This is a genomic window from Micromonospora tarapacensis, assembly GCF_019697375.1.
In the GTDB taxonomy this organism is placed as follows: Bacteria; Actinomycetota; Actinomycetes; order Mycobacteriales; family Micromonosporaceae; genus Micromonospora; species Micromonospora tarapacensis.
The window spans coordinates 1,712,235-1,727,884 of record NZ_JAHCDI010000004.1 but is presented as its reverse complement, the minus strand read 5'-3'; the positions used below and the strand labels follow the sequence as shown (position 1 = coordinate 1,727,884).

15 protein-coding genes and 1 pseudogene are annotated in these 15,650 nt (G+C 73.8%); 6 read left to right on the top strand and 10 right to left on the bottom strand.

Annotated elements, in window-relative coordinates; all coding sequences use genetic code 11:
- The first annotated feature begins 171 nt into the window (after positions 1-171).
- The 3 genes from KIF24_RS13705 to KIF24_RS34485 all read left to right on the top strand — a co-directional run bounded on the left by KIF24_RS13705 (position 172) and on the right by KIF24_RS34485 (position 1,790).
- Positions 172-621 (top strand): hypothetical protein, encoded by a 450-nt coding sequence (locus KIF24_RS13705; protein ID WP_230415582.1) that lies wholly within the window; start codon positions 172-174, stop codon positions 619-621.
- Between the two features lie 173 nt (positions 622-794).
- On the top strand, positions 795-1,403 hold the full coding sequence (locus KIF24_RS13700) for a class F sortase (RefSeq protein WP_331461119.1): 609 nt from the start codon (positions 795-797) through the stop codon (positions 1,401-1,403).
- Positions 1,404-1,592: 189 nt separating this feature from the next.
- Positions 1,593-1,790: a YchJ family metal-binding protein gene (locus KIF24_RS34485; protein ID WP_331461118.1), complete on the top strand. Its 198-nt coding sequence runs from the start codon at positions 1,593-1,595 to the stop codon at positions 1,788-1,790.
- A 6-nt stretch (positions 1,791-1,796) separates the two neighbouring features.
- Here KIF24_RS34485 and KIF24_RS13690 read toward each other — a convergent pair.
- The 6 genes and pseudogenes from KIF24_RS13690 to KIF24_RS32795 form a co-directional block, all read right to left on the bottom strand.
- A pseudogene (locus KIF24_RS13690) lies at positions 1,797-3,115 on the bottom strand (MFS transporter).
- Between the two features lie 210 nt (positions 3,116-3,325).
- The gene (locus KIF24_RS13685) at positions 3,326-4,339 is read right to left on the bottom strand and encodes a mechanosensitive ion channel family protein (RefSeq protein ID WP_407939919.1); all 1,014 of its coding nucleotides are present in this window, start codon (positions 4,337-4,339) and stop codon (positions 3,326-3,328) included.
- An 80-nt stretch (positions 4,340-4,419) separates the two neighbouring features.
- Positions 4,420-5,028: a hypothetical protein gene (locus tag KIF24_RS13680; protein ID WP_230415580.1), complete on the bottom strand. Its 609-nt coding sequence runs from the start codon at positions 5,026-5,028 to the stop codon at positions 4,420-4,422.
- 295 nt (positions 5,029-5,323) lie between these two features.
- A complete protein-coding gene (locus KIF24_RS32800; protein WP_230415579.1) occupies positions 5,324-5,770 on the bottom strand; it encodes a hypothetical protein in 447 nt (148 codons plus the stop codon).
- Positions 5,767-7,029: a serine/threonine-protein kinase gene (locus KIF24_RS13675; RefSeq protein WP_230415577.1), complete on the bottom strand. Its 1,263-nt coding sequence runs from the start codon at positions 7,027-7,029 to the stop codon at positions 5,767-5,769. The genes KIF24_RS32800 and KIF24_RS13675 overlap by 4 nt, the downstream gene beginning before the upstream one ends.
- Before the next feature lie 105 nt (positions 7,030-7,134).
- Positions 7,135-8,094: a hypothetical protein gene (locus KIF24_RS32795; protein ID WP_230415575.1), complete on the bottom strand. Its 960-nt coding sequence runs from the start codon at positions 8,092-8,094 to the stop codon at positions 7,135-7,137.
- Positions 8,095-8,712: 618 nt separating this feature from the next.
- On the opposite strand from KIF24_RS32795, the gene KIF24_RS13665 reads away from it, so the two are divergent.
- Both KIF24_RS13665 and KIF24_RS13660 read left to right on the top strand, forming a co-directional pair.
- Positions 8,713-9,282: a hypothetical protein gene (locus tag KIF24_RS13665; RefSeq protein WP_221084368.1), complete on the top strand. Its 570-nt coding sequence runs from the start codon at positions 8,713-8,715 to the stop codon at positions 9,280-9,282.
- A 234-nt stretch (positions 9,283-9,516) separates the two neighbouring features.
- On the top strand, positions 9,517-10,233 hold the full coding sequence (locus KIF24_RS13660; RefSeq protein WP_221084367.1) for a FadR/GntR family transcriptional regulator: 717 nt from the start codon (positions 9,517-9,519) through the stop codon (positions 10,231-10,233).
- A gap of 154 nt (positions 10,234-10,387) precedes the next feature.
- On the opposite strand, the gene KIF24_RS13655 is transcribed toward KIF24_RS13660, so the two are convergent.
- The 4 genes from KIF24_RS13655 to KIF24_RS13640 all read right to left on the bottom strand — a co-directional run bounded on the left by KIF24_RS13655 (position 10,388) and on the right by KIF24_RS13640 (position 14,903).
- Positions 10,388-12,217 carry an AMP-dependent synthetase/ligase gene (locus KIF24_RS13655; protein ID WP_221084366.1) on the bottom strand — a complete coding sequence of 610 codons (1,830 nt, stop codon included), beginning with the start codon at positions 12,215-12,217 and terminating at the stop codon, positions 10,388-10,390.
- A 115-nt stretch (positions 12,218-12,332) separates the two neighbouring features.
- Positions 12,333-13,562: a D-mannonate dehydratase ManD gene (gene manD / locus KIF24_RS13650; protein ID WP_221084365.1), complete on the bottom strand. Its 1,230-nt coding sequence runs from the start codon at positions 13,560-13,562 to the stop codon at positions 12,333-12,335.
- 290 nt (positions 13,563-13,852) lie between these two features.
- Positions 13,853-14,428 carry a Dps family protein gene (locus KIF24_RS13645; RefSeq protein ID WP_221084364.1) on the bottom strand — a complete coding sequence of 192 codons (576 nt, stop codon included), beginning with the start codon at positions 14,426-14,428 and terminating at the stop codon, positions 13,853-13,855.
- A gap of 31 nt (positions 14,429-14,459) precedes the next feature.
- Positions 14,460-14,903, bottom strand: a complete 444-nt coding sequence (locus KIF24_RS13640; RefSeq protein ID WP_221084363.1) for a VOC family protein — start codon at positions 14,901-14,903, stop codon at positions 14,460-14,462.
- A gap of 114 nt (positions 14,904-15,017) precedes the next feature.
- Between KIF24_RS13640 and KIF24_RS13635 the strand changes: the two genes are divergently transcribed.
- Positions 15,018-15,644 (top strand): CG0192-related protein, encoded by a 627-nt coding sequence (locus KIF24_RS13635; protein WP_221084362.1) that lies wholly within the window; start codon positions 15,018-15,020, stop codon positions 15,642-15,644.
- Positions 15,645-15,650: the final 6 nt, after the last annotated feature.

Here is a 15,650-nt window from a genome sequence, read left to right as displayed (position 1 = left end):
GCGACGCCTCCGTCTCTCGGGTGGACACGGGACGGCAACGAGGATTTCTCATTTTCACCGGATCGGGGGTCCAACCCCACCTAGTGTTGGGCACACCGGTGCTAGTCACGGAGTTGGCCACCCGAGCGACGTCCCATGCAGTCAGCGGACGAAAAGTGAGGGAACACGCGTATGAAGGCAACCAAGATTCTCGTACCGGCGGCGGGCGGCATCGCCCTCGGCGCGCTGCTGCTGCCGGGCGCCGCGCTCGCCGAGACGACCGTGTCGCCGTCGACCACACCGGTGGGCGGAACCGTCGTGCTCACGGCCACCACCTGCAACCCGAAGGCCGGCGACGCGCTCTTCCGGGTCACCGGGCCCGACCGCGACCAGAACGTCCGCTCGACCACGGCCGCCACCGGTGGCGGGTTGAGCGCCGAACTGTTCACCGCCGGATTCACTCTCGGCACGTACACGGTGGCGGCCACCTGCGGCGACGGCACGCCCGACGGCAGCGCGACCTTCACCGTCACCCCGATCGGCGGCGCCGAGGCCGGGGCCGCGACGGCGACGACGGCATCGGCACCCTGGCCGCCGGTGCCACGCTGCTCACCACCGCGCTCGGGGGCACCGTCATCCTGACCCGGCGGCGACGCCACGCGGCCACCGCCGCGACGCTCTGACCGTAGCCACACTGCATCCAGCCATCCTGCGACGGGTGCCCGTGCCGTGCACGGTGCGGGCACCCGAGGTGGCCCGGAGGACGGGCCGGCAGCCGCCGCCCAGTCGCGCACCACCGGCGATCGGAGGTTTCCGTGTGGGCGCACCGCCTGGGCCGCATCCTGGTCGCGCTGCTCGCCGTGGCCGGCGTCGTGCTGATGGGTACGGGGATCACGCGCCTGCCGGCCCGGCCGCCGCAGCCCTCCGGCGTTCCGCATCGGGCGGAGACCACACCGGGCCTGCCGCCGTTGCCCCGCGCCGTCCCCGTCGAGCTGCGGATCCCGACCATCGGCGTGGCCGCACCGCTCGTCGCCGTCGCCGCCGACGACGCCGGGGCGCTGGAGGTGCCACCGCTGGACCGGCCGGGCGTCGCGGGCTGGTACCGGCCAGGAGTCAGCCCCGGCGAGACCGGCAACGCGGTCCTGGTGGGTCACGTGGACACCCGTAGCGGGCCGGCCGTCTTCTTCGACCTGGGGAGGTTGCGCCCCGGCGACACCGTCCACATCGCCCGGAAAGACGCCAGCCTGGTGCGCTTCACCGTGGACGCCGTGCGAGCGTACCCGAAGGACCGCTTCCCCACCGACCTGGTCTACGGCCCGAGCGGCGCGGCCGGGCTTCGCCTGGTCACCTGTGGTGGCCGCTTCGACCGGGACAGCGGCGGATACGTCGACAACGTCATCGTCTTCGCCACCCGGACGCCGTGAGCGCGCACCGCCCGCTGCGGGTGTCTGACCGCCGGGCCTGCCCTACGCGGACTGCTGCGGACGGTTGCACCGGGGCGAGGCCGACGCGCCGACGGCCGAGGCGCTGATGCGTTCCCGGTACGCGGCCTCCGCCGTCGGCGACCCGGCTACCTGCTGCGCAGCTGGCACCCCCGCACCCGGCCGCCCCGGTTGCTCCTCGGCACCGCCCGACGCTGGACCGGGCTGGAGATCCTCGGCACCGACCGCGGTGGCCTCCTCGACCGCATCGGCACCGTCGAGTTCCGCGCCCACTACCGCGAGGGCCGTGATCCGGGCACGCTGACCGAGCGCAGCCGCTTCGTCCGCGAGGAGGGCCGCTGGGTCTACCTGGGCGCCGACCAGGGCTGACCACCGTCACCTGCCGGCCCGCGCCGCCGGCGTCCGCGTCACCGGCTCGGACGGTGTCCGGTCGGATGCCGAGCGGATCACCAGCGCCACCGCGACCAGCAGGTACGCCCCGGCGGCGACCGCGAACGCCACCGGATTGCCGGCCACCGTGGCGACCAGGCCGTAGCCGGCGTAGGCCGCGATGACGGTCAGGTCGGTGGCCATCCCGGCCAACGAGGTGACGGTGGCCCGAGCGGGTCCGCCGATCCGGGCCTGTAGGCGCGCGTCGGCCAGCACCGAGGCGAGTTGGAGACCGCAGAAGGCCGCCGCCACCAGCAGGAACCCGGCCGGATGCCCCAGTAGCGCGCCGCCGGCCAGGGCCAGTGCCGAGCCGGCCAGCAGCACCGCGTAACCGGGCGTGCGTAGCCGCTCGCCGACGGGGGCGAGCAGGCCGCCGGCGACCTGCCCGACGGTGACGATCAGGAGCAGCAGCGGCACCGTTGCCAGGGCGACCCCGGTGTCCCGGGCCAGCAGCGGGGTGTACTCGTCCAAGGCTCCCCAGACGGCGGTGACCGCAGCGACGAGCAGCACGGCCGCGCGTACCGCTCGGTCACCGCGGGCCTCGGCGACTCCCGCCCGCAGGCCCTGCCACCAACCGAGCCCGTCGACCCCGGCAGGGTCGTCCGGCTGGCTGCCGGCGGTGCCGGTCGGGCTCGCCGCCCGTCCCGCGCCGGACGACTCGACGTGGGCGGTGACGATGTCCGCCTCGGCACCGGGGCGGTGTTCGGGGAGACGGGTGGCGACGGCGGCGGCGAGCAGGCAGGCCGCGACACTGGCCGCGCCGACCCCAAATAGCCGGCGGACCCGAGCACCGGGCTGGCCAGCACGATCGCGGCCAGCACACCGACGGTGCCGGCGGTCCGCGCCCGGCCGATCACCCGGGCGTACCGGTCGGCGGTGCCGAGGTGGTCCAGCTCGTCGAAGACCAGCGCCTCCAGTGCGCCGGAGGCGAGCGCACCGCCGGCTCCCCAGAGGACGAACCCGACGGCGAACGCGGGGTAGGACGGCACGAGCGTCCAGAGTGCGAAGCCGCCGGCGGTGCACAGCGGTGCGAGGCAGAGCATCCGCCGCCGGGAGGTCGCGTCGGCCCACGCGCCGGAGGGCACCTCCAGCACGATGCCGGCCAGTGACCAGATCACGAACAGTGACGAGATCTGCCCGACCGACAGCCCGGTGTCGGCGAACAGCAGCGCGTAAACCGGGTAGAGCAGGACCAAATCGGTGAGGAAGGCGTATGCGTAGAGCGTGCCGGCCAGGCGGCGAGCCCGCGTCGAGGTCGGGGTCATCGAGACCTTTCGGGTGGTACGGCTGACGGACGCCGGGTGTACGGCGACCGCAGGCGGCCCACGGCCTCGGATGACGCATCAATGTCGCCAGGTCATGGTGGTGATGCTAGTCGGCGGCACGGTGGTGTGCCACGCCGGAGACGCCGGGGCGGGGCCGGCCGGCCCTGCCCCGGCGGGAGGGTCAGCGCTGTTCGTCGGCCCGCGGCAGGATCACCGTCGACTCGCTGTCGTCGGAGCCACGCTGCGCGGGCACCGCCGGAGCGGGCGAGGTGACCTGCGTCTGCGTGGTCTCCGTATCGCGCGGCAGCGGCGTGGTGGTGCCGGCGTCGGTGCCGGGCGGGGTGACGACCTGGGTGGCCTCCGGGTCGTCGTCCGACGAGCTGGCCGACCCGGGTCGCCGCCCCGTTCGCCGCTCGTGGCGGCCGGCGGCTGTCCGGCCGGCCCGGTGGACGCCGGTGCGCCGAAGCTGGGCGCGGCGGCAGCCGGTGCGGCGACCGGGTCGGCGGGAGGCTCCTCGCGGTCACGGCGATCTGCCGAGTAGGCGCGGGCATGCTCGGCGATCGTCCGCGACTCCTGCTCGGCGCGGGCCAGCCAGGACTCCCACCGGCCCTGCATCGGCCGGATCAGCCCGCCGCCGACGCCGACCACGAGGATGCCGCCGACGGTCGCCAGCACGGCGACCAGCACCGGGGTGGTCACGGCCGTGGCTACGCCGATCTGGTTGAGCGCGGCGATGATGCCGAGGCCCAGGATGAACGCCGAGGCGACGGTGGCCAGCAGCCGCCCGTAGGACAGGCCGCCGAGGGCACCGGAGATGATGTCCTTCACCGCACTGGCGATGGCGGCGGCGACCACCACGATGACGATCGCGACGAAGGCGCGCGGCAGCCAGGCGATGACCCCGGCGATCAGGTCGGAGATCGGGTTCGGCCCCCAGATCCCGAACGCCAGGTAGAGGGTGAGCAGCAGGATCCCGTAGTAGGCGAGCCGGGCGACGATGTCGCTGGCGTCGTAGCGCGACCGGGCCAGTGCCCGGCGGATCCCGCCGCGCTCGACCGCGCGGTCGAAGCCGACCCGTTCGAGCAGCCGGTCGACGATCTTCAGGGCCGCCTTGGCGATCAGCCAGCCGGCGACCAGGATCGCCACGAAGGCGAGTGCCTTGGGTAGGAAGAGAAGTATCGCACGGAGGGTGTCCCCCACCGCGTCGCCGAAGTTGTCTCGCATGGGATGGTCCTCCAGAGGCTGGTGTTCGGTGTTCGTCCGGCCCGACCTACCCCCGTGGTCCCCGGCAGAAACCATCCGCCTCAGCCGGGGCAGGCGTAGCTGACCTCGGTTGTCGCCTGTGCCGGTGACGGGGAGACGATGTTCACCGTCGCGGTCTCGGTGGTGCTGCCGACCCCGCCGAACGACCAGCGCAGGGTCAGCTCGACGGTGCGTTGACCCCAACCGACCCGCTCGGTGAGCAGGGCACCGGGGGCGCTGCCGGACCGCAACCACTGGTACTCGATGACGCCCGCCCGGCCGTTGGTCCGCACGGCGGCGACCACGTCGACGCTGACGTCGCACCGCTCGTCGGCGGGACGCGGCACGGCCACGCTGACCTCGACGATCTCCAGCGGGCTGAGTCGCTGCCAGATCCAGAGCCCGACCGCGGCGAGCAGGACGAGGGTGAGCAGGGTGGACAACACCGAGACCAGGCGCCGCCAGGCGGACCTGCGTCGTGGCGGCGGGGGCGTCGGCCAGGCCGGAGCCGGCGGCGGGGCGACCGGCACGCCGGGGCCGAACCGCAACTCCCCGCCGGCTCCGGCGGTCGGCGCGGCGAGCGCTCCCCACCGGTACGCGCGCCGGCCGTAGCCGCCGTGGTGCGCCCGGCCTCGGTCGCGCCCGCGACCCCGGTGACGCCGAGGGGCCACGTGGGCTCCGCACCACCCAGAAGCGCCGTCGGCTCGGCACCACCCAACGACACCGTCGGCTCGGCACCACCCAACGACACCGTCGGCTCGGCACCACCCAACGACACCGTCGGCGCGTCCGCCGGTATGTCCGCAGGTGGGGTGCGACCAGGCTGGGTGCTGACGGCCGGCTGAGCCGGTACCCGTTGGGTGGGCAGGGCCTCGGTGGCGTCGTCCGGCTGGGTCACGGCTGCCTCTCCTGGGTCATCGTGGGTCTGCGTGCGGGGAGCGCCCGTGCTTGCGGCGGGTAGCCGGGTCAGCCGGGTGTGCAGAACGAGTAGAGCGTCACGTACACCGTCGAGCCCGTGGTGGTGTTGCCGGCGGCGTCGGTGGCAATGACCGCCACGGGGATCCGGGTGGTGGAGCCGGGACGGGACAGGTCCCCGAGCAGCCCCCGGAACTCGCCCCCGCGCAGCGGGCTCATGCGCTGCTCGTACGACCGCTTCTCCAACAGGTAGCGGAAGCGGACCCGCAGCTCGCCCGGGGCCGTGCGGTCGTCGGCGACCAGGGCGGTGATGGTGCTCGTCGTGGGCCCGAACGGGCAGCCGGTCGGGTCCAGTTCGGTCGGACCAGCCGCGACCCCGTCGACGGTGGGCGCGGTGACGTCCCGCGGCGGTGCCGGGCTGGAGCTGGTCGACGGGCTGGAGCTGGTCGACGGGCTGGGCACCGGCGTGGGTACGGGGGTGTCGCCGGTGGGGGTCACCGACGGCCTCGGCCCGGGCGAGGCGGAGGCGCCGTCGGTCGGGTCGGTGCCGCCTGCGGTCGGGACGGGCGGTGTGCCGGGGTGGCGGTCGCCGGTCCGTCCGGGGTGGACGTCGGCGTGACGGGGACGCCGGGCGGGGCGAGGCCGCCGGTCAGGTCCGTGCTGGCCTCGGTGGCCGTTCCCACGGCCGCCGGTGGTTCGTCCTTCGCGGCGTAGCTCAGCCCGGCACCACCGACCAGCAACGCCGCCACCAGCCCACTCCCGACCAGCGCCGCTCGGGCCCGTCCGGTGCGCCGGGACGCGGGCGCACCGGAGCCGTCGCCGCCGGGCGGCGGGGTGGACGCGCCGAGCGCCGTGCTGGCCACGCTGACGGCGCCGCCGGTGCCGTCCGGGAACGGGAAGAGGGCGGCCAGCAGCGCCGCCCGCCGGGCCAACTCCCGCAGCCCGCGATCCTCCCAGTCCGCGCCGTACGCGCCGGCGGCCACCTGTTCCAGGGTGGCCAGGAAGATCTGCGCGGGCTGCGGCCGGTCGTCGGGACGCTTGGACATCCCGTGACGCAGCAGGCCGTGCACCGGGCGCGGTGCCGGATCGGTGGGAATCGGCGCACGGGCGTGCTGTTGACGCAGGGTGGCCAGGTCCCTCCCGTCGTACGGTGGATGGCCGGTGAGGCACTCGAAGAAGGTCGCGGTGGCCGCGTAGATGTCGCCGGCCGGGCTGGCGGGAGCACCGGTCCACTGCTCGGGGGCCATGTAGCGCGGGGTGCCGGTGACGCTGCCGCCGGAGCTGGTCCCAACCGGCATGGCGATGCCGAAGTCGGCGAGCTTGCTCGCTCCCTCGGCGGTGACCAGCACGTTCTCCGGCTTGTAGTCGCGATGCACCACGCCGTGCAGGTGGGCCGCGGCGAGCCCCGCGAGCGAGCCCTTGAGTACGCACAGCGCCGCCTCCGGCGTGGTCGGGCCCTGGGCGCGCAGCATCTGGCGCAGCGAGACGCCGTTGACCAGTTCCATCACGATGGCCGCGCCGCCGGGCGCCTCCACATATTCGTAGAGACGGCAGACGTACGGGTCATCGATGTCGGCCAGCAGCCGTGCCTCGTCCCGGAAGGCGTCCCGGGACACCTCGTCGCCGGGCCGGCCGGCCAGGTACTTGATCGCCACCGGAGTACCGGTGGCGTCGTGGACGGCGAGGTCGACGCTGCCGGAGGCACCGGCGCCGAGCCGACGGACCGGGGTGTAGCCGGAAACCTGCCAACCGATCATGTCGTCGCTCCCCGCGCCACGCGCGTTCGGACAGTGCTGCCGGACACACTGGTCATTGTCGCCACCGCGGCCGGCGGCCCGGCGTGGTCGGTCATGGACACATTGTCACTGGTAGCACCCTCGGTCAACGCCTGCCGTCCGGCGTGGACCGGGCCCGGCCGATCCGCCGCTGGCCGCAGGTGGCTGGATACCGGGGTGTAGGTCCTGTCGCGCCGATGGCGGCCCGGCACGCGCTGGCCACGACACCGGGCGGGAGATGCCGCTGCTGCCCGACCCGTGAGCCAGCGGGCACGGGTCGCCGTTGCGCCGGGGCGTGCCGAAGCCCGGCGCGAGCGGCGAATCCACCCGTGCCCGCTGGGCGGCATCACCGGCAGCCGGGGCACCGCCGCTGGAGCCGGCCACGGCCAGCCGGGGCGCCGGTGCGCACCCGGCGGGGTCGGCCCGCGACGTCGGGCAGTTCGGGCCGCGGAGCCGGACCGACGGCACCGGCCGCCAGAGCAGGTCCACCGCGGCCCCGTCGGGCCGTGACACCCGGCGCCGGCCGCGGTAGCCGAGCCGCCGGTAGAGGCCGAGGTCGGCGCTGTCGTGCACCTCGGTGTAGGCCGGCAGGCCGAGGTTGTCCATCCACCGGTGGCTGCCGGCGAGGACCGCCGCTGCCTGCGCGGTGCGGGCGGCGTCCGGTGGTGCGGCGAGGAACGCGAGGTGGTTGTGGGGCTCCTCCGGGCGCCGCGCGGCGAGCAGGTGATCGAGCCGGCGGAAGCGGGCGGCCTCGGCGCCGCAGGCATCGTCGAGGCGGTCGTCGTAGCGCGGTGGAGGCGGAATCGGGCGGTAGCGGTGGAACCAGACGGTGGCGGCGGTCCCGTCCTTCAGCAGGAACGCGTCGCCGAACAGCAGGGCGTGTTCGATCCAGATGCGGGCCACTGCGGCGATCGTCGCGGCACGCCGCCGCTCGTCGGGCACGAGCCAGGCGGCGAGGGTGGTCGGGACGGCGGTGGCGGTTACGAGGTCGACGATCCAGTCGATGTCGCGCCATCGGGCGCGGTCGACCGGCAGGGTGACGTGCATGAGAACTCCTGGTCAGACGAAAGTCAGCAAGAAAGGGCCGGACCGGCGCCGCGGGGACGAGTGCGGGCGGCGGGCGGGCGGTGACGCGGGACCGCGAACGGCGGCCGTCGGATGTCGCGCCGGGTGGCCGCCACGGTCACGGCAGCACGGCGCATCACGTCCACCAGGGTCAGGCCGGCCGGCTCCGAGGGCGTGGGGATCGCGAGGGGAGGACCTGCTCCGGTGCCGCCCGCGACAATCCGCTCTGGACCGCCGGCGGCGCCCAGCCGGTCGGGGCGGCGGCGTCGGTGGCGTGGGGGTCGGAGTCAGGTCGACGCCGCTCGTGCCGGGGGCCGGCGAGACGGGCGCCTGGCCCGGGGCGGGATCGACCTGCGGGTCCGGGCTGTCCGGGCCGTTCTCGACGGCCGCCCGGCCGAGCGGTTCTGGCGACGGGGAGAACCCGGACCGGTCCTGGAGGGGGCGCGTGGTGGCGCCGGCGAGGTTTCCGGCCTGCGGGGGTTGGTCGGCGAGGTCCCGCGCTGCGGGCGGGAGCGTCTCGGCCGGTGGTGACGACGGCGGCACGGCGGGATCCGGGGCCGGTTGGGGGGCCGGATCGGGATCGGACGTGGGCGGGGCCGGTTGGGGCGTGGTGACGACGGGATCCAGGAGGTCGAGCACCGGGTCGAGCGGGCCGAGGATCGGCGCGAGGTCCTGGAGCAGCGGATCCAGCTCGGTCACGACCGGGTCGAGCAGCGACGCCCGGGGGCCCAGCAGTTGGCTCAGCACGGCGGCGAGTGGATCGGCCGGCGGTCCCGCGGTGGCCGGGGCGGCGGCCCCGTCGGGCACCATGTCGACGAGCGCCACCACCCGCCGGGGCGCCGCCAACGCCCGGTCGTCGCCGCGGACCGGTGCCGGCCGCTCGGACCGTCGCTGCGCGGCCGGGGGCACGACGGGCGGGGCGTCGATCTCAGGGGTGGCGCCGCGTCCGCCGACCGCCGTGGCGGCGTGGGCTGCTCGGACGGGCCGGAGGCCGCTGGCCGGGGCGGCTCCCGGGCCGGGCGGTCGGCGGCGACCACCGGGGCAAGGACGGCCCCGATCAGGTCGGCGGCGCGTTCGCCAAGCCGGTCCTGGTCGGCTGCGGGTGCGTCCCCGATGCCGGCCGGCGGTTCCTCGGCGGCATACCCGGGAACCGCCGTCGCGACGTCGTAGGCGGCCCAGGCCGCGGTGGCGACCGCGGCCAGGAAGCCCAGCCGTATCGCCGCGCGGACGAGTGGGCCACGCCATCGACTCGTCACCGGCGCCTCCCGTACCCGACCGCCACCAGCTACGAACGCACTTTAACCCACGGCGATACCCCGACCACAGAGTGCTGGGCGTGTTGCCGGCGGCCACACTGGTACAACCAGTTGACGGGTTGATATGCGCTGGCCCACACTTCCCGGCATGGCCTTCGTCCCCGTCATCCGCGCCTCCGTGTCGGACCTCGTCTTCGGCCAGCTGCGCGACGCGATCGTCAGCGGCGCCTACCACACCGACGACACCCTGCCCGGTGAACGGGAACTGGCCGCCGCGTTCCAGGTGAACCGGCACGCGGTCCGCGAGGCGCTGCGCCGGTTGCAGCAACTGGGCCTGCTCCGGGTCAGTCAGGGCGGGGCGACCCGGGTGCTGGACTGGCGGGTGCACGCCGGTCTGGACCTCGCCCTGTCCCTGGTGCAGTCCGGTGACGTCCTCCCGGTCGCCGCGCTGGTCCGCGACATGATGGACATGCGGGCCTGCATCGGCGTGGACGCCGCCCGGCTCTGCGCCCGCCGCGCCGACGGCGCGGCCCGTCGGCGGATCGGGCAGGCGGTCGAGGAGTACGCCGGCCTCGCCCCCGACCTGACCGCGATGGGTGCGGCCAACATCGCCCTGTGGCGGCAGATCCTGCACGGCTGCGGCAACACCGCCTACCTGTTGGCCTTCAACAGCCTGGTCGCCGGTGCCCTGGCGGTGGCCGAGGTGCCGCCGCAGCGACGGTCCGCCGAGTTGCTCGATGTCGCCGGGCACCGCCGGCTGGCGGAGGCCATCGCCGACGGACGCGACGCCGAGGCCGCCGAGCAGGCCCGGACCCTGCTCACCGCCGCACTCACCGCTCCCACCAGAAAGGACAGTCGAGCATGATCCCCGCCGTGCTCTACGCCGTCCCGGCTGGCAGCCCGCCCGATGAGCCACCCCGCGGGCACCCCCGCGTACAGTTGGGCAGGCGCCCGGTCCGGGACAGCGCGCTGCCGATCACCACCGGCCGGCGACCCGTCGGGTCGGGTGACAGTCCGCATCAGTGGCCGCGATAGAGGGCGGCGATGTCGTCGGCGAAGTGGTCCTGCACCGCGTCCCGCTTGATCTTCAGGGTGGGGGTGAGTTCCCCGTCGGCCTCGGTGAGGTCCCGGGGCAGGATCCGGAAGGTCTTGACCTGCTCGGCATGGGAGACCGTCCGGTTGGCCTCGTCGACCGCCTCCTGGATCGCACCACGCAGTTGCGGGTCATCGCGCAGCTTGGCCACGGACGCCCCGGGCTGCCCGTGCTGATCCCGCCATCGTTGCCAGCCCTGCGGGTCCACGGAGACCAGCGCGGCGACGTACGGGCGCCCGTCCCCGACGAGCATGACCTGGCTGACCAGCGGATGCGCCCGGATGCGTTCCTCGATCGGGGCCGGCGCGATGTTCTTGCCGGCGGCGGTGACCATGATCTCCTTCGTACGGCCGGTGATCCGCAGGAAACCGTCGTCGTCGAGCTGGCCGAGGTCGCCGGTGCGCAGCCAGCCGTCGGCGGTCAGCGTCTCCCGGGTGGCCGCCGGATTGTTCCAGTAGCCGGTGAAGACGACCTCGCCCTGGGCGTGGATCTCCCGGTCGTCGGTGACCCGGATCCGCACCCCGGGCAGCGGCCGGCCCACCGTGCCGATCCGCATCGCCGTCGGCAGGTTCGCCGCCAGCGCCGGTGAGGTCTCGGTCAGCCCGTAGCCCTCCAGCACCGTGATTCCCGCGCCACGGAAGAAGTGTCCCAGCCGCTCCCCCAGCGGCGCACCGCCCACGATGGCCAGCCGGCACCGTCCGCCGAGCGCGCTGCGCAGCTTCCGGTACGCAACCAGGTCGAACAGCAGGTGCGCCAGGCGCAGCGGCGCTCCCGGCCCGGTCGGTGTGTCCAGACCCCGGCTGTACCGCACCGCCGCCCGCTCGGCGAGGCTGAACAGCCATCCCCGGTGCGTGTCCTCGGCGGAGCGCCGGGCCTGGTCGTGCATCTTCTCGAACATCCGGGGCACGGCGAGGATGAAGGTGGGCCGGAACCGGCGCAGTTGGTCGAGCACCCCGGAGACGTCGGCACTGTGCACCATGCAGGCGCGGTTGTGCACCATGCCGACCTGGATCAGCCGGGCGAAGGCGTGCGCCAGCGGCAGGAACAGCACCGTCGACGCGCCCGGGTGCAGCAGCTGCGGCAGCACCGCGGTGGCGTTACCGATGTCGGTGGAGATGTTGCGGTGGGTCAGCACGCAACCCTTCGGCGGGCCGGTGGTGCCGCTGGTGTAGACGATCGTGGCCATGTCGGCACCGGTCACCGCGTCCCGGCGCGCATCGACCTCGCCAGCGTCGACCTGGCGGCCCTGTGCGGCCAGCTCGATCAGACCACCGGCGTCGATGCGCCAGGTCCGCCGCAACGACGGCAGGTCCGGTCGCAGGCCCTCCACCGTGATGGCGTGGTCGGCGGTCTCCACCACGCAGCCGACCGCACCGGAGTCGCCGAGGATCCAGCGGACCTGGTCGACGCTGGAGGTGTCGTAAATCGGCACGGTGACCGCGCCGACCGACCAGAGCGCGTAGTCGACGAGCGTCCACTCGTAGCGGGTGCGGCTGAGCAGACCGATCCGATCGCCGTGGGCGACCCCGGCGGCGAGCAGACCGCGGGCCACGGCGAGCACGTCGTCGCGGAACTGCCGGCAGCTCACCGGCAGGGCGCCGCCACGTCCGGAGCGGCGGACCGGCCACGACCGGGGGTCCGGGTCCGGGCGGATGAACTGCACCGTGTCCGGATCCTCGGCCGCGTTGCGCCACACCTGCTCAGCCAGGCTGCCATCGTCGCCGCCGACGATCGGCTCAACCGCTGTCTCGCGCACGCCCGCCCACCCGCCGTCGCATCCCGTCGCTGCGTCTGATGGTGGCCCCCGAGGCGCCGACCGACCCGCGGAACACGAAAAATCCCCCACCCCACCTCCGCGTCTGCTAGGCAGGTCACCAGTCGTGGACGGTGCCGTCCCTGAGCCGGTTGAACGGCAGGTACGCCGGCACGTACGGGAACCGCGCGGCGGCCTCTTCGTCCAGTTTCACGCCGAGACCGGGCTGCTCGCCGGGGTGCAGGTAACCGTCGACGAACGTGAACGACTGGCGGAACACCTCGTCGGTGAGCGGCCCGTGGCGCATGTACTCCTGGATGCCGAAGTTGTGGATGGCCAGGTCCAGGTGCAGCGCGGCGGCCATGCCGACCGGCGAGATGTCGGTCGGGCCGTGGATGCCCGACTTGATCTGGTACTGGGCGGCGAAGTCGAGCAACTTGCGCATCGCGGTGATGCCGCCGGTGTGGGTGACGGCGGAGCGGACGTAGTCGATCAGCTGTTCGGAGATCAGGGTCTGGTAGTCCCAGACGGTGTTGAAGACCTCGCCGATGGCCAGCGGCGTGGTGGTGTGCTGGCGGACCAGCCGCAGCGCCTGCTGGTTCTCCGCGGGGGTGCAGTCCTCCAGCCAGAACAGGTCGTACGGTTCGAGGGCCTTGCCCAGCCTGGCGGCCTGGATCGGGGTCATCCGGTGGTGCCCGTCGTGCAGCAGTGGCAGCTCCGGGCCGAACTCGTTGCGGACCGCCTCGAAGACCCCCGGCAGGTGACGCAGGTACGCGCGGCTGTCCCAGTCCTCCTCGGCCGGCAGCGGGATGCGCCGGGCCGGCTCGTAGTCGTAGCGCCTGCCGTCGGCACCGGTCTGGGTGGCCACGCCGTAGACGGCGTTGATGCCGGGCACCGAGGTCTGCACCCGGATCGACCGGAAGCCCTGGTCGAGGTGGGCGCGGATCGAGTCGAACAGCTCCGGCAGGTCGCGGCCGGAGGCGTGGCCGTACGCCATGATGCCGGCCCGCGACGCGCCGCCGAGCAGCTGGTAGAGCGGCATGCCGGCGGCCTTGGCCTTGATGTCCCAGAGCGCGACGTCGACCGCGGCGATGGCGGCCATGGTGACCGGCCCGCGGCGCCAGTACGCCGAGCGGTAGAGGAACTGCCAGGTGTCCTCGATGCGGTGCGCGTCCCGCCCGAGCAGCAGCGGCACCAGGTGGTCGCGCAGGTACGAGGCCACCGAGAGCTCGCGTCCGTTGAGCGTGCCGTCGCCGAGCCCGGTGATGCCGTCCTCGGTGGTGAGCTTCAGGGTGACGAAGTTGCGGTCGGGGCTGGAGACGATGACGTCGGCGGCGACGATCTTCACGAAGGGGTGCCTCTCTCCACAGGGTGCGCTCAGCGGACCGGCCGAACCCTGTTACATCCGCTTAGAGAGACCGGCAATAGGACTGGCGGGGCTGCGGCGCGCCCTGGCGCTTCGGTTGGCGGCGTTGTCGTCGTCGGCCAGGACCCGCCTCGCCGCCACCGCCCTATTGCCGTCTCTCTTATTTTCGGATGCTAGGCACATGAAGCAGATTCGTACAAGGGTCGCGTACTCGACCATCTCGGCACCGCCATCGGCGGCGCCGAGCTGGCTCCCCGGCATCGCCCGCGTGATCAGGTCGACACGACGGGCGTGTCCACGAGGTGTTCGGCGATGAACCAGGTCTGCAACTCGTTGGTGCGGATGACGTTGGACACCAGCAGGTCGTTGCTGCCGTCGTCGCCGCCCTCGGCCACCCGCGCCGCCGCGTCGTGCGCGTCGGTGAGGATCGTCTCGTGCGCTTCCAGCAGGCGCGACAACATCGCCGGCACCTCCTCGGCACCGTCCGGCGGGCGCGGGATCCGGGTCAGCTCGGCCACGTGCCGCGGGTCCCCCACGGCGATCCCGCCCAGGGTCTGGATCCGCTCGGCGACCATGTCGACCAGTTCGAGCTGCTCCGCGGCGTGCTTGTCCAACAGCAGGTGGAGTTGGTAGAAGGTCGGCCCGCGCATGAGCCAGTGGTGCTTCTTGTAGAGCGAGTACAGGATGCGCGTGTCGGCGAGGATCCGGTTCAGCCGCTCGCACGCGTACATCCGGGTGTTGTAGGGCAGGGCGACCGGCAACTGCCGGACGGTGCCGAACGCCTGGATCTCCCGGCCGTGCTGGTGCAGCCGGGGCTGGCTGTCCGACTCGTGCTTCTGCTGGGTCATGCGCTCCTCCTCGGATTTGTCGGTGGGTCGCTCAGCCGGCCCGACCCTGCTCGGCGAGGATCCCGGTCGCCTGCCCGACCTCGATCAGGTAGCCGTCCGGATCCCGCAGGTAGCAGCGGATCTCCACGCCGTGGTCCTTCGGCTCGGTCAGGAACTCCCCGCCTCGGGTGCGCCACCGCTCGTAGACGGCGCGCACATCGGTGACCCTGATGTTCATCGCACCGCTGAGCGTGTTCCGATCAGCCGGCGCCTGGGCCCGGACGCCCGGCTTGTCGTCGGTCGGGCCACCCTCGTCGTTGATCACGATGTAGCCGTTCTGCAGGCGCAGGACGGCCGGCTGGCGCTCACGCACCACCGTGGCACCCAGCACCCGGCGGTAGAACTCCCGGGAACGGTCCACGTCCCGGACGATCAGCAGGTGGGTGAGGACCAGCCCGCCCTCGGGCTGGAAGTAGTCCGGCGCCTCGTCGGCCATCACCGGCTCCCGTCGTCGAAAGCCGGCGGGTACCCGCCGACGGCGCCCGCACACCCGGCGGCGTCCGCGGAAGCCGCGCACGTCGGGGGCGGTGCGGTGCGTACGATGCGGCGCATGGCGTTGTTACACCGGGCGGAACTGCACCCCACCAAACTCGAACTGCTCGCGACATGGCTGCCGACCCGCGACTGGTACGAAGGCGAGGCCGGCACCGAGGTGGTGCGGGTGGCCGCGTACCGGTTCGACGACCCGGCCGGTGAGGTCGGGATCGAGACGCTGCTGGTGCGCGTCGCCGACGGGCCCGTGTACCAGGTGCCGCTGACCTACCGCGGCGCGCCGCTGCCGGGTGCCGACGACCGGCTGGTGGGCACCATGGAGCACTCGGTGCTCGGCCGGCGCTGGATCTACGACGCGCCCGGCGACCCGGCCTACGCCGCCGGGCTGGCCGGCGCCGTCCTGGCCGGTGCCGGGCAGGCCGCGGAGTACTTCGAGGTCGACGGCCGGCGTGAGGCGCGTCCGCCCAGCATGGACATCGCCAGCGACGCGCCCGAGGGAGGTGCCGTCCCCGCCGTCGGGAAGGTGCACCGGGTGGTCGACGGGGACCCGACCGTCATCGTCACCGACGGCGCCGAGCTGGCGGTGATCCGGAAACCCGGCACCGTGCCCGCCTCGGGTGACGCCACGCTGACCGGCACCTGGGACGGCATCAGCGCACCCCTGGCGTACGCCTGGGTGCGCTGACACCGC